21 protein-coding genes and 1 pseudogene are annotated in these 26,095 nt (G+C 36.8%); 19 read left to right on the top strand and 3 right to left on the bottom strand.

Features of this window, described 5'->3' with window-relative positions; all coding sequences use genetic code 11:
• Window positions 1–571: 571 nt before the first annotated feature.
• Window positions 572–946 (bottom strand): DUF1090 family protein, encoded by a 375-nt coding sequence (locus ACQ7EO_RS14240; RefSeq protein WP_239046022.1) that lies wholly within the window; start codon window positions 944–946, stop codon window positions 572–574.
• Window positions 947–1,348: 402 nt separating this feature from the next.
• Between ACQ7EO_RS14240 and ACQ7EO_RS14235 the strand changes: the two genes are divergently transcribed.
• The 6 genes from ACQ7EO_RS14235 to ACQ7EO_RS14210 all read left to right on the top strand — a co-directional run bounded on the left by ACQ7EO_RS14235 (window position 1,349) and on the right by ACQ7EO_RS14210 (window position 8,436).
• Window positions 1,349–1,891, top strand: a complete 543-nt coding sequence (locus ACQ7EO_RS14235) for a fimbrial protein (protein ID WP_270384586.1) — start codon at window positions 1,349–1,351, stop codon at window positions 1,889–1,891.
• Between the two features lie 62 nt (window positions 1,892–1,953).
• Window positions 1,954–2,700 carry a fimbrial biogenesis chaperone gene (locus tag ACQ7EO_RS14230; protein ID WP_434277776.1) on the top strand — a complete coding sequence of 249 codons (747 nt, stop codon included), beginning with the start codon at window positions 1,954–1,956 and terminating at the stop codon, window positions 2,698–2,700.
• Window positions 2,701–2,717: 17 nt separating this feature from the next.
• Window positions 2,718–5,312, top strand: coding sequence for a fimbria/pilus outer membrane usher protein (locus ACQ7EO_RS14225; protein WP_434277775.1), 2,595 nt, complete (start codon window positions 2,718–2,720; stop codon window positions 5,310–5,312).
• A complete protein-coding gene (locus tag ACQ7EO_RS14220) occupies window positions 5,309–6,598 on the top strand; it encodes a fimbrial protein (protein WP_434277774.1) in 1,290 nt (429 codons plus the stop codon). The genes ACQ7EO_RS14225 and ACQ7EO_RS14220 overlap by 4 nt, the downstream gene beginning before the upstream one ends.
• Window positions 6,598–7,338 (top strand): fimbrial biogenesis chaperone, encoded by a 741-nt coding sequence (locus ACQ7EO_RS14215; RefSeq protein WP_434277772.1) that lies wholly within the window; start codon window positions 6,598–6,600, stop codon window positions 7,336–7,338. The genes ACQ7EO_RS14220 and ACQ7EO_RS14215 overlap by 1 nt, the downstream gene beginning before the upstream one ends.
• A gap of 90 nt (window positions 7,339–7,428) precedes the next feature.
• On the top strand, window positions 7,429–8,436 hold the full coding sequence (locus ACQ7EO_RS14210; RefSeq protein WP_004820352.1) for an AraC family transcriptional regulator: 1,008 nt from the start codon (window positions 7,429–7,431) through the stop codon (window positions 8,434–8,436).
• 144 nt (window positions 8,437–8,580) lie between these two features.
• Here the strand turns inward: ACQ7EO_RS14210 and ACQ7EO_RS14205 are convergent.
• A pseudogene (locus ACQ7EO_RS14205) lies at window positions 8,581–9,147 on the bottom strand (integrase core domain-containing protein); the annotation flags it as partial.
• A 323-nt stretch (window positions 9,148–9,470) separates the two neighbouring features.
• Between ACQ7EO_RS14205 and moaA the strand changes: the two are divergent.
• The 12 genes from moaA (at window position 9,471) to ACQ7EO_RS14145 (ending at window position 21,714) form a co-directional block, all read left to right on the top strand.
• The gene (moaA, locus tag ACQ7EO_RS14200) at window positions 9,471–10,526 is read left to right on the top strand and encodes a GTP 3',8-cyclase MoaA (RefSeq protein WP_434277770.1); all 1,056 of its coding nucleotides are present in this window, start codon (window positions 9,471–9,473) and stop codon (window positions 10,524–10,526) included.
• Between the two features lie 95 nt (window positions 10,527–10,621).
• Entirely contained in the window at window positions 10,622–11,545 is a 924-nt protein-coding gene (gene moaCB, locus ACQ7EO_RS14195; protein WP_004820356.1) for a bifunctional molybdenum cofactor biosynthesis protein MoaC/MoaB, read from the top strand.
• A complete protein-coding gene (locus ACQ7EO_RS14190) occupies window positions 11,542–12,759 on the top strand; it encodes a molybdopterin molybdotransferase MoeA (RefSeq protein WP_434277769.1) in 1,218 nt (405 codons plus the stop codon). The genes moaCB and ACQ7EO_RS14190 overlap by 4 nt, the downstream gene beginning before the upstream one ends.
• A gap of 34 nt (window positions 12,760–12,793) precedes the next feature.
• Window positions 12,794–13,417, top strand: a complete 624-nt coding sequence (mobA, locus tag ACQ7EO_RS14185) for a molybdenum cofactor guanylyltransferase (RefSeq protein ID WP_434277767.1) — start codon at window positions 12,794–12,796, stop codon at window positions 13,415–13,417.
• A gap of 48 nt (window positions 13,418–13,465) precedes the next feature.
• A complete protein-coding gene (locus ACQ7EO_RS14180; RefSeq protein ID WP_434277766.1) occupies window positions 13,466–13,717 on the top strand; it encodes a MoaD/ThiS family protein in 252 nt (83 codons plus the stop codon).
• A gap of 1 nt (window position 13,718) precedes the next feature.
• On the top strand, window positions 13,719–14,198 hold the full coding sequence (locus ACQ7EO_RS14175; protein ID WP_434277765.1) for a molybdenum cofactor biosynthesis protein MoaE: 480 nt from the start codon (window positions 13,719–13,721) through the stop codon (window positions 14,196–14,198).
• A 131-nt stretch (window positions 14,199–14,329) separates the two neighbouring features.
• Window positions 14,330–16,759 carry an FdhF/YdeP family oxidoreductase gene (locus ACQ7EO_RS14170; protein WP_434277764.1) on the top strand — a complete coding sequence of 810 codons (2,430 nt, stop codon included), beginning with the start codon at window positions 14,330–14,332 and terminating at the stop codon, window positions 16,757–16,759.
• Window positions 16,760–16,840: 81 nt separating this feature from the next.
• Window positions 16,841–17,629 (top strand): formate dehydrogenase accessory sulfurtransferase FdhD, encoded by a 789-nt coding sequence (fdhD, locus tag ACQ7EO_RS14165; protein WP_151803144.1) that lies wholly within the window; start codon window positions 16,841–16,843, stop codon window positions 17,627–17,629.
• A 41-nt stretch (window positions 17,630–17,670) separates the two neighbouring features.
• Window positions 17,671–18,414 (top strand): molybdate ABC transporter substrate-binding protein, encoded by a 744-nt coding sequence (modA, locus tag ACQ7EO_RS14160; RefSeq protein ID WP_434277763.1) that lies wholly within the window; start codon window positions 17,671–17,673, stop codon window positions 18,412–18,414.
• Window positions 18,415–18,423: 9 nt separating this feature from the next.
• Entirely contained in the window at window positions 18,424–19,113 is a 690-nt protein-coding gene (modB, locus tag ACQ7EO_RS14155) for a molybdate ABC transporter permease subunit (protein WP_434277761.1), read from the top strand.
• A 4-nt stretch (window positions 19,114–19,117) separates the two neighbouring features.
• Window positions 19,118–19,738: a molybdenum ABC transporter ATP-binding protein gene (locus tag ACQ7EO_RS14150; protein WP_434277760.1), complete on the top strand. Its 621-nt coding sequence runs from the start codon at window positions 19,118–19,120 to the stop codon at window positions 19,736–19,738.
• 275 nt (window positions 19,739–20,013) lie between these two features.
• The gene (locus ACQ7EO_RS14145; protein ID WP_434277758.1) at window positions 20,014–21,714 is read left to right on the top strand and encodes an Hsp70 family protein; all 1,701 of its coding nucleotides are present in this window, start codon (window positions 20,014–20,016) and stop codon (window positions 21,712–21,714) included.
• A gap of 50 nt (window positions 21,715–21,764) precedes the next feature.
• On the opposite strand, the gene ACQ7EO_RS14140 is transcribed toward ACQ7EO_RS14145, so the two are convergent.
• A complete protein-coding gene (locus tag ACQ7EO_RS14140) occupies window positions 21,765–23,729 on the bottom strand; it encodes a molecular chaperone (RefSeq protein WP_434277756.1) in 1,965 nt (654 codons plus the stop codon).
• A 588-nt stretch (window positions 23,730–24,317) separates the two neighbouring features.
• On the opposite strand from ACQ7EO_RS14140, the gene ACQ7EO_RS14135 reads away from it, so the two are divergent.
• Window positions 24,318–26,063, top strand: a complete 1,746-nt coding sequence (locus ACQ7EO_RS14135) for a ShlB/FhaC/HecB family hemolysin secretion/activation protein (protein WP_434277755.1) — start codon at window positions 24,318–24,320, stop codon at window positions 26,061–26,063.
• The last annotated feature ends 32 nt before the right edge of the window (window positions 26,064–26,095 follow it).

Here is a 26,095-nt window from a genome sequence, read left to right as displayed (position 1 = left end):
GGAATTTAAAGCTCATCTAGTAGGACTCCGTTTTTATTATTAGATGATCAATATTTTTTAAAAACAATTAATTACGCTAAATTAAAGCATCTATATTTATTTATGTTTGGAAGTTAAACAATTGATTACTTAATTTGAAATGGTAGTATGATTAATGGTTTTAATGTAAGGTATTTATATTTATAGAATTTTTCTGATTATTTAGCATTTTTGTTTTAGATGATAAACAAAATGTTTAAGATGTAAAGAAAATAATAATCAATAATTTTAAACTTTAACGTCCAGTTTTTTTAAGTAATTATTGTTTTGTCAAAATCAAGCACAAAGGTTAAACGAAAATATAATCGAACTTATCTAAGGAAAGGTGATCATGCATTTATTCTCATTTCTATCTTCTTAACGAGAGTTAAATATCAAGGTTGGAATGATGGACAAATTAAAAAAGTATTGAAAGAAGCGACAAGTAAAGATTATGAATATTTATATTTTACTTTAAAAATGAGTTTAGATAAGGAAAATATTTAAGGTATATTGGAAATTCAGTTCAAAGGAACTGAATTTCCCTTTTTAATTATTGAGATTTTAATGTTTTTATTTCATTTTCTAAGGCTTCAATTTTACGTTCTTTCTTTTTAATCTTATTTAAATTTCCAGATTTTTGCTCTAGTTGTATTTCTGATTTAAGTTTTTGTATTTTAATTTCTTTTTCTTTGATTTTAGTGTCTGTTTTTTGCTTTAATGTCACATTATTGCAATGTATCTGATTTTCTTTTAGTGCTTTTTTAAGACCATTTATTTCGTATGTATTATTATGTTGTATTGCAATTTTTAATTTACTTTCGATTTCTTGTTGTTTTGATTCGCATGATTGAAAATTTTGAGCATTTGAAGTGTTAATTGATACGAAGATTATTGAGGCTGTAGCAATAGATTTATAAAAATTCATTCAGGTTATTTCCTTTTTAGCGTTTGATTGTTTTTATTTTAGTTTGAAAAATATTTATTTATCAAGTTATTTGATAAATAAATTTGAATAATAAACTGATAAATATGATTGATTTCATTTTATTTCTTTAAGTCATTATTAAAATTCAATAATTTGTCTTGTATTGGGTATTTTATTATTTTTGTTAAACTTATCACTCTTTTTCTTGTGGGTTTTGAGTAAATTTATCTAGTTGAATTAAATAAATAATTTTTTAAAATAATAAATTTCTATTTAAATTTTTAAGAAAATTTGTTTTAAATGTATAAGTAATTTGTGTGAAATGTAAAGAATTGTTTATCGCTTAAAGATTATTATCCCCATAGTTCCATTCTGCTTTATTTATCATTTAAAGGTGTATTCATGAACTTAGTAAATCGTTTTCTAGCAATAGCAACTATGAGCATAATGGTTACAGGACTTGCAAATGCTGCACCGACTGTAACATTTCAAGGGGAAGTCACAGATCAAACCTGTCAGGCTTCAATCAATGGTGGAACCAATGGCGTGGTTTTACTACCTACGGTATCAGCAAATACGTTAACTTCTTCTGGTGCCACAGCAGGTTTGACACCTTTTACGATTAATGTCACAGGATGTACTGCACCTAGCTCAGATCTTGATATTAAAACAAAATTTTTAGGTCACTCAGTAACTACGAGTGGCAATTTAGGCAATGTAGCAACAGTTAATCCTGCTACTAATGTTGCGATTCAGTTGACTAAAGAAGCTGCTGGAACAACTTCAGTTGTTTTAAATGGGCCAACAGCTGTTGAAGGTCTGAAATTACTCAATGGTGCAACAAGTGCCAGCCATGATTTTGGTGCGCGTTATATTTCTGAAGTTGGTGGTGCAACACAAGGTGCTGTGACCTCAGTTGTTGAATACACCTTAAGCTATCAATAGGGTTTTATCTGATCTGCTACTTAAGTAGCAGATCAATCAATTTTTTGGTTGGAGTGGTAAAAATGAGTAGGTGGATCGTCAATATTATAAAAAGTCATATTTTGATTGGTGGCTTAACCATAATGTCCGCTGCCTTCTCAGGTGTAGTTCTTACAGGAACACGTGTAATTTTTCCTGATGGCCAAAATGAAAAGACGATTTACTTACAAAATAAAGATCAATATCCAAACCTTGTACAAATTTGGCTAGATGAAGGGGATGAAGACTCTACTCTTGAAAAAAGCAAAGCTCCCTTTGTTGTTAGTCCACAGATTTTCCGGATAAATCCAAATACTGGACAAACTGTACGCTTAATATTTACGGGTGAGGAAAATGTCTCAAAGGATGTTGAGTCACTGTTTTATTTGAATTTTTCTGAGTTTCCTGCGCTAAAAAAACAAGACAGCGATAGTAGCCGTTTAATGATTGTATTTAAGAATCGTGTCAAGGTTTTTTACCGTCCTAAAAATTTGAAAGGTTCTACAGCAGATGCTTATAAAAAAGTTCAATTTGCCTTGGAAAATGATGGAACAAAAAAGCAATTAAACATTCAAAATTCGTCTGAATATTATGTGAATATTAAAGAATTAAGTTTGATTGCTGGAAATAGCGAAATCGTGGTGAAAAAAAATGACTTAATTGCTCCAAAAGCTAAAGTTAATTGGGTAATAAATAATAATACGCATAGTTTAAAAGATTCAAAAATTAAACTTACCCTTGTTAATGATTATGGTGCTTTAGTCGTCCACGAGATTCCTCTGGATAAATAATAAGCGAGTATAATATTATGTTTGCTGAATATTTTGGCCGTAGAAGCTTATTGTCTATATTTTTAGTAGGTTACTTGATTGGTGGTAATAATTCTGCCGATGCAAATGATCATGTTAATAACGATGGTGAATATATATTTGATCAAGCATTATTCCGTGGACAATCTGATCATCAAATTAAGCTATTAGAACGTCTAAGTGAAAAAGAAGATATATTGCCAGGCTTTTACAAAGTGGATGTTTTTGTTAACAAGCAAATTATTGAACGTATGGATTTAAAGTTTGTAGAAGACCAACAAAAAAATATTTCACCATGTTTTGATTTAGTTGCTATAGAAAAATTAGGAATTTCAGAGCAAATTTTGATAAATATTAAAAAACAGCAAGATCAATGTGTTCTCTTATCAAATTATATTCAATCCAGCTCAATAGATTTTAATTTTGAAAAGCTTCGACTTGATATTAGTATCCCTCAAAATGATATGCATAATATTCCACGGGGTTATGTTAATGCATCCCAATGGGATGCGGGTGAAAGTATTGGCTTTATCAATTATCTGGGTAATTATTATCATACTTCATATCAATTACACGACCATTCGCAGACTCAATCTGCTGCATACGTATCATTAAATGGTGGTGTAAACATTGGAAAATGGCAATATCGTCAACAGTCTAATATTAATTATAGTCCAGAAATAGGGACAAAATGGACCAATATTCGTAGTTATATTTCTCGCCCTATAGAACCTATTCAAGGTGTACTGACTTTAGGGCAGACCTATAGTTCTGGAAAGTTTTTCTCAGGGTTAAGTTTTAATGGATTGAGCCTTAGTTCCGATGAAAGGATGTTACCTGATTCATTACGAGGCTATGCACCAACGATTCAAGGTATAGCTAAAACCAATGCAAATGTTTCTATATTGCAAAATGGTAAGGAGATTTATCAGACAACAGTAGCGCCAGGCGCGTTTAAAATTTCTGATTTATATCCTACAAATTTTAATGGTGATTTAATCGTTAAAGTTAGAGAAGCTGATGGAACGATTTCTCAGTTTAGTGTTCCATTTTCAGCTGTACCTGAGTCTCTACGTTTAGGTGCTTCACGTTATAACTTAGATGTAGGGAAAACTCGTGATATTGGAGAGGACACTTTTTTCTCTAATCTTACTTATCAACGAGGAATAAGTAATAGCGTCACTTTAAATTCAGGATTACGGCTAGCAGATGGTTATCAAGCTGGCCTCTTAGGCGGAACATATGCATCACATATCGGTGCTTTTGGTGCTAACTTAACTTACTCTAGAGCAAGTTTACCTGATGAGAATATAATAACAGGTTGGATGACTAACCTGACCTATAGTAAGACTTTTCAGCCTACCAACACGACAGTATCTTTAGCAGGCTATCGTTATTCAACTGAAGGATATAGAGATCTAGGCGATGTTATTGGGCTGAGGAATTCTTATAAACATGGTTATCGTTGGGAGTCATCGACTTACCAACAACGCTCCCGTTTTGAAATTACGCTGAACCAAAGCCTTGGTGATTACGGGATATTATTTTTATCAGGATCAGCACAAAACTACCGTGATGGTCGTGATAATGATGTGCAGGCACAAATTGGATACGGCAAAGCATTTCAAAATGGTTTGACGCTCAATCTGGCTGTAATGCGACAACGTTATGCTTATGACAATATCATCAACAATAGATTTGATGAAATAGATTCAAAACTACTTGATAATCGTCAAGATACCTCAGTGAATCTTTCCTTGAGCTTTCCTTTAGGACGATACAAAAAAGCAAATTTACCGAATTTAGATTTAGCTTACTCACATGCTGAAAACGCTAAAGAGTTTTATCAAAGTACATTGTCTGGTTCCTTAACTCAGGATCAATCACTGAATTATGCAGTAGGTCTCAGCCATGATCAAAATATGCAAGTGACGACTTGGAATACAAATCTCAATAAACGTCTAGACAATAGTAATTTAGGTCTAAATGCTTCAATGAGTGATAACTACTGGCAAGTTTCAACTAATCTGCAAGGCGCATTAGCGGTGCATTCTGGAGGGATCACATTTGGTCCATACCTTGGTGAAACTTTTGCTTTAGTTGAAGCCAAAGGCGCTGAAGGTGCACGACTCTTCAATGGTCAAGGTACACGAATTAATCATCAAGGTTATGCGCTGATTCCTGCAATTACACCTTATCGCTATAACAATATTTCATTAGAACCAAAAGGCATTTCTGATCGTGTTGAGATTGAAACAAATGATCAACGTATTGTTCCCTATGCTGGTGCAGCGGTAAAAGTAAAGTTTAAAACCAGAATGGGTTATCCATTACTCATCCAAGCAAAATTGGATGCTGATGAATTTGTTCCTTTAGGTGCTGATGTAATTGATTTGCAAAATAATGTGATTGGAATGGTGGGGCAAAGTGGTCAAATGTATGTTCGTACTCCAGCAAAGCAAGGGGTTCTAACTGTCAAATGGGGCGAAGAATCAGATCAGAAATGTGATGTTCATTATCAGCTGAATGATGAACTTCTTAAACAAACGATTATTCGTCTGGAAGAAACGTGTAAATCTGGAGAGTTGAAATGATCCGCATACAATTCAAAATATTAATTTTATTGGGATTCTTTTTATCTATCTTTGCCCATGCTAACTGTACAAAAGTAGGAAACTTTCTAGCAACTGATGGTACTACTGCACCCATTGTGTTTGGAAATGTAAACTTAACAAGTTTATATTTACAACCTATTGGGAGTTTAATGGGGAGTGCTGTTGTTCCTCCAACAAGTTATACCTATGGTGGAGCGAATGCCTCGACAGTATTTTGGGAGTGTGACCTTACAGATTTACCGAATATCCAATTTTTGGTTGCTACAAATGGCGATGATCGAGTAGGGGGCTATTGGGATTTGGGTGGACTCTATGATGGGCTTCCCAATGTATATGCAACTTACTATAAGTATGTTGGTCTTAAACAAACAATGGATGGGGTAGTTTTAACTCGCTATTGGAAATCCTTGCCAGTCAAAAATTACCAAACTGTCGGAAGTAAAATACGAATTAGACTACAAGATATCCCATCGCTTTATGCAGAACTCTATAGAGTTAGCCGTTTAGCACCTCAGTCTGGTTCAGGTAGCGCTTATTGTGGAACTGGTATAGACAATCAAATCACGGTGGGTTCATATACTTGTATACAGCCTAATGCATATATTCAATTAAAAGGACCAGGTTTAACCAGTGATAATGTTGGAGAAGATTCGAATACAAATTATAGATTTTGGGGAGTAAATAATGGGATAGGCTATGGAATGCGCACTGGAAACTCACTTTCGAATCAGCCAACTTGTGTTGCTCGCAATGCGACTCCTATTGTTTTTTTCAATACGATTAATACTCTAGCGCTTGGTGCAAATCAATCTGTACAAGAGAACTTTAATGTATCTATTGAATGTTCCAATCAAGTTACTTCAGGTACAGCAAGTAATCAGACTGCTATTGGAATACAGACTTCAAATGGTGCATTTGCAGCAGCACAACAATTAGGTTTAGTAAATGCCCAAAATGGTGTGACTGCTTTACTCTCAGATAATTATACTGATGCACAATCAGCAAAAGGTGTAGGAATTTTCTTAAAAAACACAAATACTGGGACAGATATGAATTTTGTTGGTCAGCCAGGTTTAGCAGGTGGGGGTACAGCTGCAGGTTGGTATCCTGTACTAAGTGGAGCACAAACAGGGGCATCAACAGAATCAGGCTATACGCATTATCTACATAATTTTACCGCAATCTTAAAAAAACTACCTGGAACTGAACCGATTAAAGCTGGAAAAGTTAATTCCACAGCATATGTATTAATTAAGGTGCAGTAATGAAAATAACAAAATTTACACTATTATGTATTTGTTTGTTTTATTCATTTCTATGTCAAGCTGGGGTATTGGCTGCTAAAACACGGATAGTTTTTAAGGACGGTGAGCATGAGCAAAGTCTAATGTTAGCAAATACTAATGACTATCCTATTATTCTACAAACATGGGTTGATCAAGGAGAAGGGGATCCTGATATTAATAATATGCCGTTTCTAATATTACCACCTTTTGTAAAACTCGCATCAAATGACATTCACGGGCTTAGAATTTTGTATAATGGCAAGGCTCTACCAAACGATAGAGAGACTGTTTTTTGGTTAAATCTATATGAAATACCAATGATTAAGCGCCATAGCGATCAAGCTGCGTATATGAATTTAGCAATGAATACTCAGCTTAAATTATTTTATCGTCCTAAACAGATCGCAAAAATGTTGCCTGAAATGATTGTAGAAAAAATACATTTCAAAATCGTTGAACAAGATAAAAAAAATTATATCGAGTGTGAAAATCCCACGCCTTATCATGCTTCATTGATCAACTTAAAAATTGAAAGTCTTTCTCAAAAAATATATATACAATCAGAAATGGACATGATGTGCTACCCGTATTCAACTAAACGTTATGAAATAGCTGGTGAACTTAATAAAAATGATAATTTATATACACTTAGCTTTGATTTTCTTGATGATGATGGTAATGCAATTCACTTTCAGAGAAATCTGAACCCATTTAGCTAATGATATAGAACCTTGGTATAGTTCTATATGTTCTAATAAAATCTGATGCTTAGCGATTAATCTTTTTTAGATGTACAGGGAAAATTAAAGATGAAGCGTATTTATAGTTTAAAGTCTGTGACGAGCGGTTTAATTGATTTGTTAGAGCTTTTTATTTTAAAAAAAAATTTAAATGTCGCTAAAATTGCAAACAATTTGTATGAAGACAAACGAATTCCATTCACTGAATGGTTAGCAATGTTGAAAGCAATTGAAGAAAAATATAATAGACCATCTCTAGGATTAGAAATTGCTAGATATGTAAAACCTTCACATTTAGGTATTTTAGGATACATCGGCTTATCATGTGAAAGCTTATATGATGCACTGCCTTTTTTTATTAAATATCAAAGGCTTTGTTATGATTTTATGCAAATGGAAGTTTCTATTGAAGATGAAAGCCTTGTTGTGTCATGGGAGTTTGATGCAAACTTTAAAGCAGGTAAGTTAGCGGATGAGACAATGATTGCTATATTTTTTAATATTGTAAACATCATTGTAGCACCCAATGTTGTGAAGTTGAACAAAGTGGAGTTTGTATTCGATCGACCCAAAAATCCACGTACTTATGAAAAATATTTTGATTGTAATATTGAGTTTTCGAAAAATAGAACAAGAATGCTTTTTGCGAAAAGCAATTTAGAGTTGCCCATAAATAAGGCTGATCCTGTTTTAAAAAATATTTTAAATAGGCAAGCAGACATTTTGTTGATTGAGCTACCAGAAGTGAATTCATTTGATGAATTGGTGCAACAAAATATTATCAAAGCTATTCATCAAGGTAATATCAATATTGAATATGTTTCCAAAAAAGTAGGTCTTCCTACGAGAATTTTTCAATACAAATTACAAAAACAAGGTTATACATTTAAGCAACGTCTTAACCAAGTTAGAAAAGGACTGGCATTACAATACCTTGAGGACAGGTCATTGAACATTAATGAGATATCAGCTTTACTCGCTTATAACGAACAAAGTTCTTTCAACCGAGCATTTAAAACTTGGTTTGGTATGAGTCCAATACAATGGAGAAAAGATTTTAATAAAGATGCTATTTGAAATAGGTAAAGTTAAAGAATTATATTTGTTTTGTTAAATTCACTAAGTTTTATTAGAAATGGCTCAGAAATTACTTCTGTTAAATTTACATGTACTAGCTCAAACCTGATCTGACAGTTACCCTTTTTTAGTGTGTCTGTCAGGTTAAATTTGAGCTAGATTCTTTTCAGCCTAAATTCGCTTCCCTTCAGTAATCTTTCTAGTGGTGTGTGACCACTGCACATTTTTCTCCTGATAAGTTCGTTCAGTATTATAGAATTTTGCCAAACGTCTAGAGTCGCTTGTAATTCCGCTAATGTACTATATAGCTTCTTCCTAAATGTAATTTGATAAAACTCTTGCAAGATCGTCTTTATGGAAACGCTCGCATATTCCATTCGTTTGTGGGAGTGCTGGTTTTGTTTTTGTGTGATCAATATCATTGATAGCTAAACATAGCTCATAATTATGTTGTTCAACCTTACCGCAATATTCAGTACCTCTATCTGTCAGGATACGCAGCATTGGTAGATCCTGTGACTGATAAAATGGTATACAGGATCATTTAAAAAGATCTGCTGCTGTAATCGGTATTTTCGTTGTATAGAGCTTACGAACGACTTTGCTGTAGGTTTCGATGAAAGTTTGTTGAAAGATTCGACCAACACCTTTGAGATTGCCAACGTAAAAGATATCTTTTGCTCCAAGATATCCTGGATGGTGTGTTTCTATTATGTTTGCCTTTGCGTTGGTAAATACGACCACGTTTTGGATCAAAGAAGATTAAAAGATTTCATCGATTTATCGGGGCTTGGCAGTAGAAGATGAATGGCTTGTATGATAGGTTTTAGGTACGAGTTTGTTGATCTGTGAATGATATTGCTGAACAAGGCCATACGGACTGGTTTTACAACAAAGTTCAATAAGAAAGGTTGATTAGGCTTTGAATGAGCAAGTGTAGGGTACCTAGATTAGGCGTTATTGCTGGTTTTATCTATTTTTGCCACGCAACTTTAACGAAGCAAAACTGTTTTTAAGTGCTGAGAAATAAAACGATGAAGGTATCAAAACAAAGCTCTGTAAGCATAAGCTCTGAAACAAAAAGCCAGTTTGAATCTATTTTATCAGCACATTTACCTGAATCGAAATTAGTTGATCAGTTTCAAAGACACAAAAGAAAACTAAGAATTTCGTTGACTGATCGATGTAATTTTAAATGCAGTTATTGTATGCCTGATCATCCGACCTGGTTAGCTAAACAGGATATTTTAAGTTTTGAAGAACTTTATAGATTTTGCGAAGTGATGATTAAGCTTGGCATTACTCAAATTCGTTTAACGGGTGGCGAGCCGTTGATGCGAAAAGGGCTCGTGAATTTTATTTATACGCTTAATAAGTTAAGACCCTTAGGTTTACAACGTGTCTCAATGACGACGAATGCTTATTATTTAGAAAAATATGCAGTTGAGCTAAAACAAGCTGGGCTTGATGATCTAAATATAAGTTTAGACAGTATTGATCCAGCCACCTTTTTTAAAATGACTCAAAAACCCTTAACGCCTGTATTAAAAGGAATTGAGGCGGCAAACGCTGCAAATATCCCAATTAAACTCAACTGTGTTTTGCTGTATGGACAGAATCATCAGGAAATATTGTCATTAACTGAGTGGGCTTATCAAAATGACTTTGAACTACGATTTATTGAATACATGCCATTGGATCAACCTGAGCATTGGAAGCGTGAGAAAGTCGTGGTTGAGGATGACATTATCAATATACTTTCGCCACATTTTCGCATCGATAAATTAGAGCGAAATAATGACCCAGCCACAATATATACACTCAATCAACGTTTTAAACTGGGTATTATTTCCACCATCAGCAAGCCTTTTTGTCAAAGTTGTGATCGTTTGCGTTTAACCGCGACCGGTGAGTTATTTACATGTTTGTTTGCCAATACAGGTATTTCTGTTCGACATTTATTGGATAAAGCTCAGGGAAAACAATTGATAGCAACAATTTTGGATACGGTTTGGCAAAAAAAGGCAGGATATATTGCTTACCAAGCTGCACCTATTCGTAAGATTAGTATGCATTCTATTGGCGGTTGATTTTATACATAGAGATAGAATTGTATATGCTTTTTTTATTTGAAATGAATCGCTTATTGTGAAGTTGTGTATTATTTAAATTGACAGGATTTTTTATGAAAAATGTAGGCATGAAGCCTGAGAGTTATCGTATTGCTACTGCAAGTTCAGAGTTATTCGCGCCTCCGCATTGTTTACAATTATTAGCAGAGGGTAATACTGAAAAAGGCGATGCACTAAAAACAGCACGAATCGCAGGGATTCTTGCAGCCAAACGTACTGATGAGCTTATTCCGCTTTGTCATCCTTTACCTATTTATCGAGCTGATGTCGATTTTGAAATACTAGCAGATCGCGTCAAGATTACGGCAACCGTAGAAACGATTGCACCAACTGGTGTTGAAATGGAGGCTTTAACTGCCGCAAGTCTGGCTGCGCTCACGATTTATGACATGTTGAAACCGCATTGTGAACCAGATGAGCTGATGATTGGTCATTGCAAGCTTGAATTGAAAAAGGGCGGGAAGTCGCACTTTAAACGCCATCTTCGACAAGCTGTATCAGCTGCGGTCATTGTTTTATCAGATAGCGTCGCTTCTGGTAAAAAACCTGATACTGCAGGACGTTCTGTGGTTGAAACCTTAACTGAGGCTGGGTTTGATCCAATTCACTATCAAATCATCGCTGATGAGCCTTTGCAATTAAAACAATTGATTTCAGAATTGGTGCAATCTTATGGATGCATCATTACGGTGGGTGGGACAGGCATAGGTAAGCGCGATATTACTGTCGATACGATTGAACCATTATTGGAAAGAGAGCTGAATGGCCTGATGGAAGCAGCTCGTGCTTTTGGTCAAAGACGGACACCTTATGCTGCAATGTCTCGTGGTGTTGCTGGTTTTATTGACCGCTCACTGGTCATTACTTTACCAGGCAGTCGTGGTGGCGCATCTGAATCTATGGCAGCGATTTTACCTGCCTTGGTGCATATCTTTGATGTATGTCGAGACTTACCACACCCAGGAGGTTATGAATGAGTTGTTCTGGTCAAGGATTAATAGGTTTAGATCAAGCATTGGCAGCTTATTCTACGGTTGAACCGCGAGCGGTTCAGACTCTGCCACTGGTAGAAGCACATCAACATTATCTGGCACAAGATGTTCTGTCTGAGATTGCATTACCTCTATTTACTCAGAGTGCAGTAGATGGCTATGCCTTAAAAAGTGAAGATATTCTTGCTGGTATTACCGTGTTTGAATTGGTTGGAGAAATACGCGCAGGTATTGAAGAATATATCCAGATCGAGTCTGGACAATGTGTTCGAATTTTTACAGGCGGTAAATTACCAGAGTCGGCTGATACAGTTGCCAGACAAGAAATAGTATCTAAACTAGATAGCCGAATCAGCTTAAATCAAGCGCTTAACAAAGGGACGGATATTCGTTATCAAGGCGAAGAATTATCTATTGGGACAATATTGGCAAAGCAGGGCCAATATCTAAAAAGTGGCTTAGTTGCATCACTAAGTATGGCAGGGGTAAAAGAGGTCAGTGTTTTTAACCATCCTCGTATTGCTGTATTGATTACAGGCGATGAAGTCAGCAAAAGTCTTGATAATAGCGCTCAGGTTTTTGATGCGAATTCGCCAATGGTTTTAACATGGTTGAAGGAAAGAGGTTTTTACTCGATCCATTTAGAACATGTGATAGATGACGAAATTGTCTTGAAAAAGGCTTTAGCAAATGCCTTAGATCATTACGATTTAGTTATCACGACTGGCGGGGTTTCAGTTGGAGATTATGATTTGATTCGTCCTGTTTCTCTTGGATTAGGGGCAAATGAAATTTTTTGGCAAGTTGCTCAGAAACCAGGCAAACCGATTTATTTTGCTGAATATAAAAAACCAAACCAGTCTTCCTATTTATTAGGGTTGCCGGGTAACCCAGCAGCAGTATTTGTTTGTTTAGAAATCCATGTGTTCACTTTGCTTAAAGCAATGCAAGGTTTAAAAGAAGCCAAACCAGAATGGGAGAAGGCGAGCTTAATTGAGGCTGTAAAGGGTGATAGTCGGGAGCAACTGTTGCGTATGAAATTGAATGTTGATGAGCAAGGGCAACTTAGTGTTTCAAAACTCAAAAAACAGCAATCGCATATGCTAAGTAACTTAAGTGAAGCGAATGTCATTGGTCGAATTCCAGTGTTTAACAATGCTGAAAATTGCCCCAAATTCATTGAGTTCATTCGTCTTTAGTATTTTGAGTCTGATACGCTTGGGTAACAATAAAATGTCTCAATATCCAAATACTGACTTAGTCATTTTAGCTGGTGGTCAAGCTAGACGGATGCAAGGTAAAAACAAACTTTTGCAGCAGTTTGATCATGAAATGCAATTGCTTAAAATCTATCATCAATTTTGTGATGAGGTTGCGAAAATTTGGGTAAATAGTCATCAGGACTGTATTGTTTATCAGGAGATCATCGCTGAAATAGCCTGTTTTTCAGATGATCAGGCGGGATTTTTAGGGCCATTAATGGGAATGAAAAGCGCATGGACACATGTAACTACAGATTATATTCTGTTTATTCCTTGCGATATTACTTTTATCCCTACAGATGTCTTATCAAAAATGCATCAAACTTTATTGGATGCAGAAAATTCTCAAGCTGTATTTATCTCTATAAACGAACAAAACCTTTACCCATTTTGTTTGTTAAAAAGAGACAGCTTAGCCACGCTCGAAAAGCATTTGGCCAACGAGCAATTAAGTATTCGAAAGTGCTTTGATGATTTAACGCCACAAGTCGTTAAATACGAAAGCCCTATAAGTTTCCATAGCATTAATTCAGAACAGGAGTTAAGACTATACCGTGAAGAATTACATATATTCAGTCATTCAAAATCAATTTAGTTCACCCTAAATACTCGTTGTGGCGCTAAGCTTAAGTAAAGGTGTTAAATGGCAGAGATTCAAATTAAGATTGAAACTTATGGTGCAATTGAAAGGCTGTTACCTAAAGATTTAAATTTTTCTTGTGTTGAAAATAGTATGGTCTTAGAAATTTTGCAGCAAATTTCTGATCAATATCCTGATTGCTCTAGTCTTTTAGAGAAGTGCGCATGTGCGATTGGTGAAGAAATTATTCCCCGTCGACATCGATTAACAAACCATTGTACATTGGTTTTATTATCCCCTGTAGCAGGAGGCTAACATGACAAATGGATCTCGGATTAAGGAAACGGATCTGAGTTTAGATGATTTTAAAACCATCGATGATTTTCCTGAGTGTGGTGGTATTGGAATTTTTATTGGAACGGTTCGAAATCATCATGAAGGTCGCAGTGTTAAGGCACTAAAATATACTGCTTATACGCCCATTGCTGAAAAAATGATTCGTGCAATTGAGCAAGAAATACAAAACAAATATGCAGTATCATATATTCAGGTCATTCATAGAATTGGCGCTCTAGAAATCGGAGGCAAAGCAATCATCGCAGTGGCTTATGCGCCGCATCGAAGAGAAGCTTTTATGGCGTGTGAAGAGGCTGTAGAACGTGTAAAACATGAAGTTCCAGTCTGGAAGGAAGAGTTTTACTCAGATGGTTCCAGTGAATATGTCGCTGGCTGTTGTATCCGAAAAGATGACGATGTTTCGCATAAACATCTTCATTTGAATTCACATTCTCATTAAGTCGTTGTAAATTAAGCAGCTTAAGTTATAAGAATGATGAATGATTATTATGAAAAGTTACCATGTAAAGTAAATGAATTTTTTCTTGAGCTGATTTTTTAATCAGATAAGCCATTAAAGAGGGCACTCAAATGAACGATTTAGAACAAAATAAACCTGAAACAGAAGGCCAAGAACGCCATATTCAGAAGAATACCAATTTCGCGCGTATCGAACCCTATACGCACCCAGCTGGTGGTTGGGGCGCTTTGTTGAGTGTTGCCAGAAATTTAAAAAGGCAAGAAGTCTTTGCCAAAGGCTCAATTACATTAATGAATATTAACCAGCCGACAGGTTTTGACTGTCCTGGTTGTGCATGGCCTGAGAAAAAAGATACGCACGTATTTAACTTTTGTGAAAATGGTGCAAAAGCTGTTGCATTCGAAGCAACCAGTAAACGAGTTACTCCAGAATTTTTTGCGCATCACACGGTGAGTTGGTTAGCTGAGCAAAATGATTTTTACCTCGAAGATTTGGGGCGACTCACAGATCCAATACGTTATGACGCGGCTACAGATAAATATGTCCCAATTTCTTGGGATGATGCATTTAAGCTTATCGCTCAACATCTTCAAGCTTTGGATCATCCAGATCAGGCAGCATTTTATACGTCTGGTCGGGCAAGCAATGAAGCGGCTTTCTTGTACCAGTTATTTGTCAGAAGTTATGGAACAAATAATTTCCCTGATTGTTCAAATATGTGTCATGAAACCACCAGTATTGGTTTGAAAGATTCAATTGGGCTTGGCAAGGGGACCGTTACTTTAGATGATTTTGATCAAGCGGATACGGTATTTAGCTTTGGGCATAATCCTGGTACCAACCACCCTCGAATGTTAGGAACTTTACGTGAAGTATCGCGTAGAGGTGGAAATATTATTGCGATTAATCCAATCAAAGAACGTGGATTAGAGCGTTTTCAGGATCCTCAAGCAGCAATTGAGATGATGACGAATGGCAGTACGCCCATTAGTCGTTTTTATTTCCAGCCGAAAATTGGCGGAGATTATGCGCTTCTGTTAGGTATGATGAAGCATCTTCATGAATGGGATAAACAGGCAATACTCGCAGGTAAAACAGGGGTATTTGATCGGCAGTATATTGCTGAGAATACCGTTGGTTTTGATGAAATGTTAAAAGAAGTTGACCGAACAGAATGGCGTGATATCTATCAGTATTCAGGCCTCTCTCCAGAAAACTTAGAATCAATTGCTAAAATGTTTTGCGAGTCTGAGCGTTCAATTTTTTGTTGGGGAATGGGCATAACACAACATAGACACGGTACTGCAAATGTTCATATGTTGGCTAATTTACTTTTGGCGAAAGGACAGATTGGTCGTCCTGGAGCAGGCCTATGTCCAGTTCGTGGGCACAGTAATGTGCAGGGTGATCGGACCATGGGAATCAATGAATTACCAAGTGCAAAAATGCTGGATGATATTGATCGTGTTTTTAACATTAAATCGCCACGCAAACATGGCTATGGTGTGGTAGAAACGATTAAAGCGATGTATGAGGGCGATGTTAAGGTCTTTATTGCTTTAGGCGGGAATTTTGCAGTTGCGACACCTGACACCCCATATACTCAAGAAGCGCTAAAACGCTGCTCACTGGTGGTAAATATCGCAACAAAACTCAATCGTAGCCATCTCGTGTGTGGTAAAGACGCCTTGGTTCTTCCATGTCTAGGTCGTACCGAACTTGATAAGCAACTGAAAGGGAATCAGGCGATCTCAGTTGAAGATTCAATGAGTGATGTTCATTTATCCGCTGGGCGCAATGAACCTGCATCAAAGAACTTGCTTTCTGAACCTGATATTGTTGCACGAATGGCTGAAGCGACGTTACCTGACTCTAAAATTAAATGGCGTTGGTATGTTGAGGACTATGATCGTATTCGTGACTCTATTGAAGAGGTTTTTGAGGAATTTAAAGATTTCAATGGGCGAGCCTATCAACCGGGTGGTTTCCATCTTATTCATCCTGCCAATGTTAAAGTTTGGAATACCCCTGTGGGTAAAGCACAATTCCTGATTACGCCATTAACCCAAGTCTATAACGATCAAGAAAATCAATTTTCTGCCCAGTATACGAAGAGCAAAGTCTACACTTTAATGACGATTCGTTCGCATGATCAGTACAATACCACTTTATATGGCCTAGATGACCGCTATAGAGGTGTGTTTGGTCAGCGCCGTGTATTATTTATAAATCAACAAGATATTGATGAAGCAGGATTTGTTGCTGATCAATGGGTTGATATTGAAAGTGTATTCTCTGATGGGGTAAAAAGAGTCGTGAAAAGTTTCCGAATCGTTCCCTATAACATTCCATCAGGAAGTCTGGCCGCTTATTATCCTGAAACCAATCCACTGGTTGCGCTTTCAAGTCATGATCAATTTGCCAAGATTCCAGCTTCAAAAAGTGTTCCTGTTATTTTACATGCTGGCGATGCACCTGAGCACTTCAATTTATTTACTGAAGTTGATCCTGAGAATGCAGAAAAAAAGGTTGAGATTTAATTATTTACTGGTTTATTGCAGGATATGTGAAATTGGATAGTAACCTGTGGTTGCTATCCTGAATGGTAAGGAAAGCTCAAGTTGGAACCACAATTTTCAGGTTATGCGTCAGTTCAAATTACACGATTTGATCAAGATAAAACAGATGTTCAGTTTGATCAGGTTGTTCAAGAATATCCGATTGCATTGGTTTATAACGGTATATCTCATGCGGTGATGATGGCTACACCAACTGATATCGCTGAATTCGCAAAAGGATTTAGCCTTTCTGAAGGAATAATTGCAAGTTTAAAAGAACTTTACTCGCTTGATATTATTCACAACAATTTTGGTATACAAGTTGAGATGAAAATTTCATCAAAAGCTTTTATGGCACTAAAAGAACATCGCAGAATGCTGATTGGTAGAACAGGATGTGGTTTATGTGGTATAGAAAGTCTTCAGCAACTTCAATTTTCATTACCAAAAATTAGTTCTACAATTCAATCAGAATGGTTAAGAGAAATTCCTAACGCAATCAAACAATTAAAAAACCAGCAAAAGATTACTGCTGTGACTGGCGGAGCGCATGCTGCTGCTTGGGTTGTGGAGGGGAACATTCATGCTATTTTTGAAGATGTTGGACGACATAATGCGCTAGATAAATTACTGGGTCATATCTCAGCAGAGAACTTTGATCTGTCAAAAGGATTTGTGGTGATGACCAGTCGAGCAAGTTATGAACTGATTAGAAAATGTGTTGTATTAAATATTGCATTACTTGCAACAATTTCTGCGCCTACCAGTATGGCAATAGAAATGGCACAAGCTTCAGGTCTCACATTGGCAAGCTTTTGTCGGGGTGACGGTTTTGTCCTTTATAGTCAGTAATGCTTAGCGAACAATTTTTTGTTATTCAAAGGAAGATGTCGATGAAAAAAATTTTATTTAGTTTAAGTTTGCTTGCCATGGGCCATGCTTATGCAGAAGATACAATCACAGTCTATGCTGCAGCCAGTTTAACCAATGTTCTAGCAGAACTAGATCAAAAATATGAAAAGAAAAATAATATAAAAATTAAAACATCTTATGCAGGTTCATCGACATTGGCAAAACAGATTGAAGCAGGGGCACCAACCAATTTGTTTATCTCTGCCGATGAGCAGTGGATGAATTATTTACAAGATAAAAAATTGATTGACCCTAAAAATAGAAAGAATCTACTTGGTAATCGTTTGGTATTGATTAGCCCGAAAAATCAAAACATACAATTCAAAATGACCCCATCCTTTGACCCAACTACTGCATTTAAAGGCAAGCTTTGTACAGGCGATACCAAAAGTGTTCCTGTTGGAAAGTATGCGAAGCAAGCTTTGACCTCATTGCAGTGGTGGGAAAAAATTCAGCCGCGTTTAGTTCAAGCTGAAGATGTTCGCGTTGCACTGAATTTTGTGGCACGTGGTGAATGTAATGTGGGGATTGTTTATTTAACTGATGCTGCAATTAGTCCAGACGTTAAGGTTATTGCTGAGTTTCCGTTAAACACGCATACACCAATTGTTTACCCAATGGGGATGGTAAAAGCTACTCCTGAAACTGTTAAGTTTTATCAATATTTACAAAGTAATGAAGCTAAAACTATATTTAAAAAATATGGCTTTAGCGTTCTCAATTAGAAATCGGTTATGTTTGATGTACTGTCACCAGCAGAAATTGAAGTCTTAAAACTCTCTTGTAAAGTTGCTGGTTTTTGTCTGATTTTTAGCTTGATTCCAGCCATTATCGTTGGCTGGATTTTGGCACGTAAAGATTTTTTCGGAAAATCATTATTTGAAACATTGATTTTTTTACCTTTGGTGTTACCGCCAGTTGTGCCAGGTTTTTTACTTTTACAAGCTTTTGGTAATCGCGGCTTCTTAGGGAAATATTTAACGGAGTTCGGCCTAGATTTTGCATTTAATTGGAAAGGTGCAGTCTTGGCTTCGGCAGTGATGGGATTTCCATTATTGGTACAATCGATTCGTCTGGCGATTGAACTTGTTGATCAAAAGCTAGAAATGGCTGCAAAAACTTTAGGTGCATCTGCATTTTCAACTTTTATGCATGTGACCTTGCCTTTAGCGAGTAGCGGTATTTTAATTGGTGCAATTTTATGTTTCTGTCGTAGTTTAGGAGAGTTTGGCGCAACTATTACCTTCGTGGGCAATGTTGAGGGTGAAACCAGAACTCTACCGCTTGCGATGTATAGTTTGATGCAACAGCCTGATATGAATCATGCATTGCAACGTCTGATTATGATTTCATTGACTGTGGCATTTTTGGCATTATGGTTTGCACAGTGGTTTCACCGCTATCAAAAGAAAAAACAGAGTTAACGTAATGCATTTTGATTTTAAAATAACCTTGAAATTTGATAAATTTAATTTAAATCAGCAATTTAAATCTGATGAAAGTGTTGTGGGATTATTTGGACATTCTGGTTCAGGTAAAACCAGCATTTTAAATGCGATAGCTGGCTTACGTACGCCACAACAAGGCTGGATCAAAGTGAACCGAGATACTTGGTTTGATCATCAAACAAAAATCAATATCCCCACTCAAAAACGCCGTGTGGGTTTAGTCTTTCAAGATGCCCAATTATTCCCACATAAAAATGTTATGGGGAATTTAAAGTTTGGATATAACCGAATTGATATTGATCGACGTCAGTTTGAGTTGGACTATATCGTTGAATTATTAAAGCTGAGCCATCTGCTTGATCGGATGCCAATACACCTCTCTGGAGGCGAAAAACAACGCGTGGCATTGGGCCGTGCGATTTTATATTCGCCGAATATTCTGCTATTAGATGAACCTTTATCCGCCTTAGATGCAGAGCATAAAGCTGAAATTATTCCATTCTTTCAACAAATAAAGAATGAGATTAAAATTCCTATGTTATATGTGACTCATGATATCGAGGAAGTCAAACTGTTAACAGATACCATTTGGCATTTATGATGATTGTCGATTGGGTTTAATTTAATTCATCCTTTGAAATTTTGGTGATTTAAGTGGGGGATGTGAACGAATCAAACAAGAACTCTTATGACTCTTCTAAACATCTAAAATATGGTGTTATGTCATTTTAGCGCTTTGAGTACACTGTAATTGGCTGTTTTACAAGGCGTTATACGGAATCAATTTATCCTGTGTATTCAGTTGCTAAAAGTAATTCTGATCTACTAGAATAGCTATAAACTTAATTTCTATTTTCATTAAAATACCAGATAACAATGACAGCATTAAAACCCTTAATAGCAATAGATCTTGGAACGAGTAATTCCTTAGTCAGTGTGTTTGAGAATGGTCAAGCACGAATTATTGAAAACGTTTATGGCACTAAATTAACACCCTCAGCAATTGCACTGGATGAACAGGGGCAGATGCTTATCGGTCAGGCTGCACTAGAACTGAGAAGTAGTGGCAGGGAGGTTCTTACCAGTTTCAAGCGATTGATGGGAACAGCAAAACGGCTGAAGCTAGGGCAGCAGGATTTTTCTGCGACTGAACTTTCTGCGCTTATTTTAGGATCTCTAAAACAAGATGCTGAACAGTTTTTGCAATGTGAGATTGATGAAGCGGTGATCTCAGTGCCTGCATATTTTAATGATATCCAGCGACAGGCAACTATTGCCGCAGCAGAATTGGCTGGTTTAAAAGTCAGTCGATTAATCAATGAACCAACAGCAGCAGCACTTGCTTATGGACTTGGACAGACTGATGACAGTTGTTTCCTGATTTTCGACTTAGGTGGTGGCACATTTGATGTATCCATTGTTGAATTATTCGATGGTGTCATCGAAGTGCGTGCCAGTGCAGGAGACAATTATCTTGGTGGTGATGATTTTGTCCAGCTGTTGATAAAGCAGTTTTGGAAGCAACATTCACATGTTTTTAATTTTACAGAAAGTACTATACCTCATGATATTGAGATCGCTTTAAAGGCGAGAGCGCAGCATACCCTCCATGTACTGAGTAAAGAGAGCCAAACCCAACTCACTTTTAAATGGGATGGTAAGGAAGCGAGTCTGGATATTAGCCAGCATGATCTGACCAATTGGGCTGAATCATTATTAATGCGGTTACGTCGACCACTTGAACGGGCTTTAAGGGATGCGCGGATTTTACCACAACAGGTTGATCAGATTATCATGGTTGGTGGAGCAACTCGAATACCTGCTGTTCGTAAACTTGTCACCAAACTTTTTGGTCGATTTCCATCCACCAGCATACAGCCAGATGAAGCAATTGTGCGTGGCGCTGCGATACAAGCAGGGCTAAAGGCTAAGGATCAAACGCTCAAAGAAGTTGTGTTGACAGATGTCTGCCCATTTAGTTTGGGTATAGCAGTGGGATCAGATGATCAGTTTTCTCCAATTTTGGAACGTAATATTGTGATTCCTGCGAGTCGAGTCAATACTTATACTGCAATGAATAAAGGACAGCGCGAGATATTCGTAAAGATATATCAAGGTGAGCATCGGCTATGCAGTGAAAATATTTTCTTAGGGGAATTAACAGTTGCTTTACCAGCCAATGATGAGTGCTTATCCATTGAGGTGCGTTTTTCCTATAATCCCAATGGTGTTCTTGATGTAGATGTTCATATCCCAGCCACAGGTGAGAATTTACAGAAAGTGGTTGTTAATCATCAGAGTACTATGTCTAAAGAACAAGTCGAAAAGGCCCGTAAACAGTTGCAGGATTTAAAGATTCATCCGCGTGAAAATTTAGTGAACAAAAGCCTATTACTTCGTGCCGAACGCTTATATAGCGAACATACTGGCGATCTGCGTTTACAGATTGGGGAGCGCACTCAGCATTTTCACCAAATACTGAACCAACAGGATGATAGGCAGATCAGAGAAGTACGTCAGTATTTCGAGAAATTTCTCAATGAAATTGAAGACCTGAAGCTCTTTGATGAGTATTGATGATCAATCTTGTAGGACATCAGCTAATTATACTGATGTCCTGTATTTCCTTATGAAATATTCTGTTCCCGTTTAGTTTTTATACTAAGAAACAGATAAGAACCTATGACCAAAGGGATAATATAGGTCATAAGTGTTAGGTACATTATCCCGAGATAGGATAGGTATTTTAAGCACGAAGAGAATTTTCTGGTGTTGAGGGTTGTTAGGAGTAAAGCCGCGAATCCGATACAACCTAAATACATATAGGGTTGGGATTGAGCAGATACGAGAAAATAGGTAAAACTAAACATCCAGATTAGGCGTAGACACACAATACCAATGCTTCTGTAGAAAATAGCCTTATCCGTTAAATTATGCTGTTGCTTGCGGTAACCAAAGATAGCGAACAGTGGTCGAAAAGAGTCTGGTAAGAGTAAAAAACCAACAGGAATTAAACTATATACCAGTAACCAAGGATAGTTCGGATGTCCGACGGTATAATATATAAATGCGAAGCCACCACACAGCGTAGCCAGACCAGCCAATATCATCCATCTGTCGAAATGAATATAGCTACTTTGCAGCAGTTGATTCATATCAGGCCTTGCGACCAGTTGCAGGCAACCAAATAAAAAGACAGAAAGAAGTATCCAACCATAGCTTAGAACCTGATGTAGGGTAGGATTGAACCAATGGATAAAACTGCACAAAACCAATCCAGTTAGAAACCAGATTTGACTGAATCGGATTAGTCGTGTTTCTTGATCTGAATCTGTCGTCATGATTGCATGAAAAGCAGGCTGAATCAGAAAAATAAAAAGTAAACTGAAGACTGCTGTGCTCAGTAAAATGGCTGCTCCTGTGAGCTGCTTTCCCCAAAATGTCTGCAAAAAGACAAAGGTACTCATCGCAAATATTAGATCAATAACAATAAATTTTTTGTTTACAGCTAAACTTTTTAGAAAACTGAAATTAATATTCTGCTCAGTATTTGGTAAATGAAACTGGTTAAGGAGATCCATTATTTTGAGCTGAGGATGATCTTTGCCAAGCTGTCTTTGCAATTTAAGCATGCGGAAAGGCTGGAATTTCTGTGGACCTGACAGTAGCTGTAATAGCTGATTTCGCTCAGATGGTAAACTTTGCAGCAATAATTTGTTGCTCTGATAAGTGTCCAATTTAGACTGCAAAACATTGCTATAGTAAGCATAATCGTAATGATGAATATCATCTGAATAGATAGTATTCCACAGATCAAGGAAGCGTGAATATTCGGGATTTAGCACATCAGCTTCAATTTCAGCAAGAGGTCCGAGGAGCTGATCCTTGATTTGAATCTGCTGGGCCAGTGTCAGCTCAGATTGCTCAGTGAGTAATTGGGTAAATTTATCAAATACAGTATCACTAATATTCTGATCCCAGAGTGCATCGCTAACCTGATGAAGCTGAGCTAAAGGTGAAGCACTTTCATGATCAGGGATATCCGTATCTGCTGAGGTCTGGTGATATGAGTATTCCTGATCATGATGAATTACAGTATCTTCTAAAGCAGATGGATCTGTAATAGCGGTACAACTGGCAAGCTCAAAGAAGTCTTCCAACTGAAACTGCTGTAATAAATATTTTAATCGTTCCAGATATTCTGTCTTTACACTTTGATCACTTACAGCCTGTAAGGCGATCCCAAATTGTATAATTGCATCCGTTATATTAAATTTAATATTTTGTGAGGTAATCTGTTGTTCAAGATCTACAAATAATATTTCAATTTGAGTAGATGTAGTTGAAGATATGTCGGTATCCGTCGTTACATTGACATCATAAATAATTGACGGTGTTACATCTTCTTCGTATTCAGATTCATAGGCCATCATTTCTGCTTCAGCCTGTGCTTCCTGAAGGGCTTCTCTTAGTAAAATGAAAGCCTCAGCTTGCGTATCCTGATCAATGGTTTTCAGTTGTCTTGCATAAGCCCGCTTTATTTCCCGTTGATCTGAAGTGGGTTCTATTGCCAGTCGTTGCCAGGCTGTCATTTATTCTACTCATTTTTCTAGTTAAGTATGCATCTTGGACCCAGATAAAGTAGGGGTAAGATGATTTTAGTTCAAACATTTTAATCATATTGGCTGAATTTACAATTAGTGTGGGCCTTAGAATAATGAAAAATAGATGATTGCTAAAAAAATACTCAAGCTCATTAGACGAAGGCTTCTGGTCGCTTAAAAATTATACATCTCAGGGTATTCTTTAAAAATTTTTAAAAATTACTTTGGTTCATGGTTTTAATATGTATTTAACTCAGCTATGTATAGAACTTAAATACTTAAAATTATTACAATCACAATGCGGCTTACCTCAGCGTTAAAAGAGTGGAAAAAACTAAAATTAAAAAAAATGAAATTGTTTAAATTTTTGATAAATAATAAATATTTAAAATAATGCTTAATCTTTATTTAAAGAAGAGCGAGAGGAGAAGCTTAATAGGTCTAGGTTTTTAATTACTCAAATGAAGTCAAAGTGAAAAAAGCATAAATTAAGCTAATCTATACAGCTTGTCCTATTTACAAAATGTCATAATTTCGAAATAATAAAACGTGAAATACATCACAATTACTATTGACATGAAAAATTTAGAATTAAATAAAGTTTCTTTAGCTGTTTTTTTAACGATTTTAGCAACAACGACTCAGGCTGCGGAACCACCATCAAATCCAACTTTGACGTTAAATCCTACTCAACGTCAGCAACAACGTGATGAAGCATTACAAAAGCAATTACAGCCCGAAGCTGTAGTGCAAACGGGACTAGAAAAACAACTTCAAACCCAAGCACAACTGAAATATCTAAAATCAAACAGCGAAGACGTGTGTTTTAAAATTAAAAAATTTGTATTGATTGGGGATGATGCACGTCAATTTACTTTTGCGATGCGTCCCGTCACGCAAGGCCAACATAATCTCATTGGCCGATGTATTGGGGTACAAGGCTTAAACCAAGCCTTAGATCTAATTCAAAACAGTATTATTAGTCATGGTTATGTCACCACCCGCATGCTGTTACCTCAACAGAACATTGCTTCAGGTGAGATTAAACTGCAAGTGATTGCTGGGAAAGTAGATCAAATTCAATTTGTTCAAGGGACGTCTAAGCGTGCTCACAAATTTAACGCCTTGCCTGTTCAGTCTGGGGATATTTTAAATATTCGGGATATTGAACAAGGTTTAGAAAACTTTAAACGCGTGCCGACTGTTGAGGCTGACTTTAAAATCAAACCCTCAGAACAGCGTAACCAACCTGGCTATAGTGATTTAGAGTTGGCATGGCAACAATCAAAACCCTACCGGATTCATTTAGGTGTTGATGATGCAGGCTCAGATTCAACTGGGAAATACCAAGGCACAGCAACCTTATCTTTAGACCATCTGTTTACTGCAAATGACTTGTTTTATGGCAGTTATAACCATGATTTGGGTGGGGGAGATCAAGGTAAACGCGGAACGGACGGCTATTATTTAAGTTATAGCATTCCACTCAAATATTGGTTACTCAGCACCAGTTATAGCCAGTCTGATTATAACCAAACGGTTGCAGGTGCCAGTGAAAGTTATAGCTATAGCGGCAAAAGCAAACTGATTGGGGCAGATTTATCTCGGGTACTTTACCGTGATGCCAAACGAAAAACCACCGCCAGTGTGGGAGGATGGTATCGGGAATCACAAAACTTCATCAATGATGTAGAAATTGAAGTACAACGTCGAAAAACCGGTGGCTGGAAAGCCAGTTTGGATCATACAGAATATCTAGCCAATGCGACTTTAACAGGCAATTTAACCTATAAACGCGGTACAGGTGCATTTAATGCAATGCATGCACCTGAAGAGCAATTTGGCGAAGCCTATACCCATGTCGGTATTTTACAAGCCAATGCCAGTCTGCAAGTCCCATTTAAAGTTGGTAATCAATCGCTACAGTATCTTGCTGAATGGCGAACGCAGTACAGTAAAAAACCACTGACCCCACAAGATCGATTCTCGATTGGGAATCGCTATACCGTAAGAGGGTTTGATGGTGAACAAACTTTATTGGCAGATAACGGCTTTTTAGTCCGTAATGAAATCAGTGGCTCGATGTTTAAGCTTCCGATGCAATGGTACACAGGAATTGACTATGGTGAAGTTGGGGGTAAAACCGCACATGAACCAAATCCATTGCTGGGAACAAGTTTAATGGGTGCTGCCTTTGGATTACGTGGGCAAGTCTTAAAATCGGTCAATTATGACGTTTTTGTTGGGACGCCGTTAAAAAAACCAGACCACTTTAAAACAGACAATGTGACGACAGGATTTAGCCTGAACTGGATGTATTAATCCATTACATCCAATGTCCATATGCAACATTC

Source organism: Acinetobacter sp. CE-15 (genome assembly GCF_051059255.1).
Lineage (GTDB): Bacteria > Pseudomonadota > Gammaproteobacteria > Pseudomonadales > Moraxellaceae > Acinetobacter > Acinetobacter guillouiae.
The sequence above is the reverse complement of the archived record's forward strand: the minus strand, read 5'-3'. Positions and strand labels throughout refer to the sequence as shown.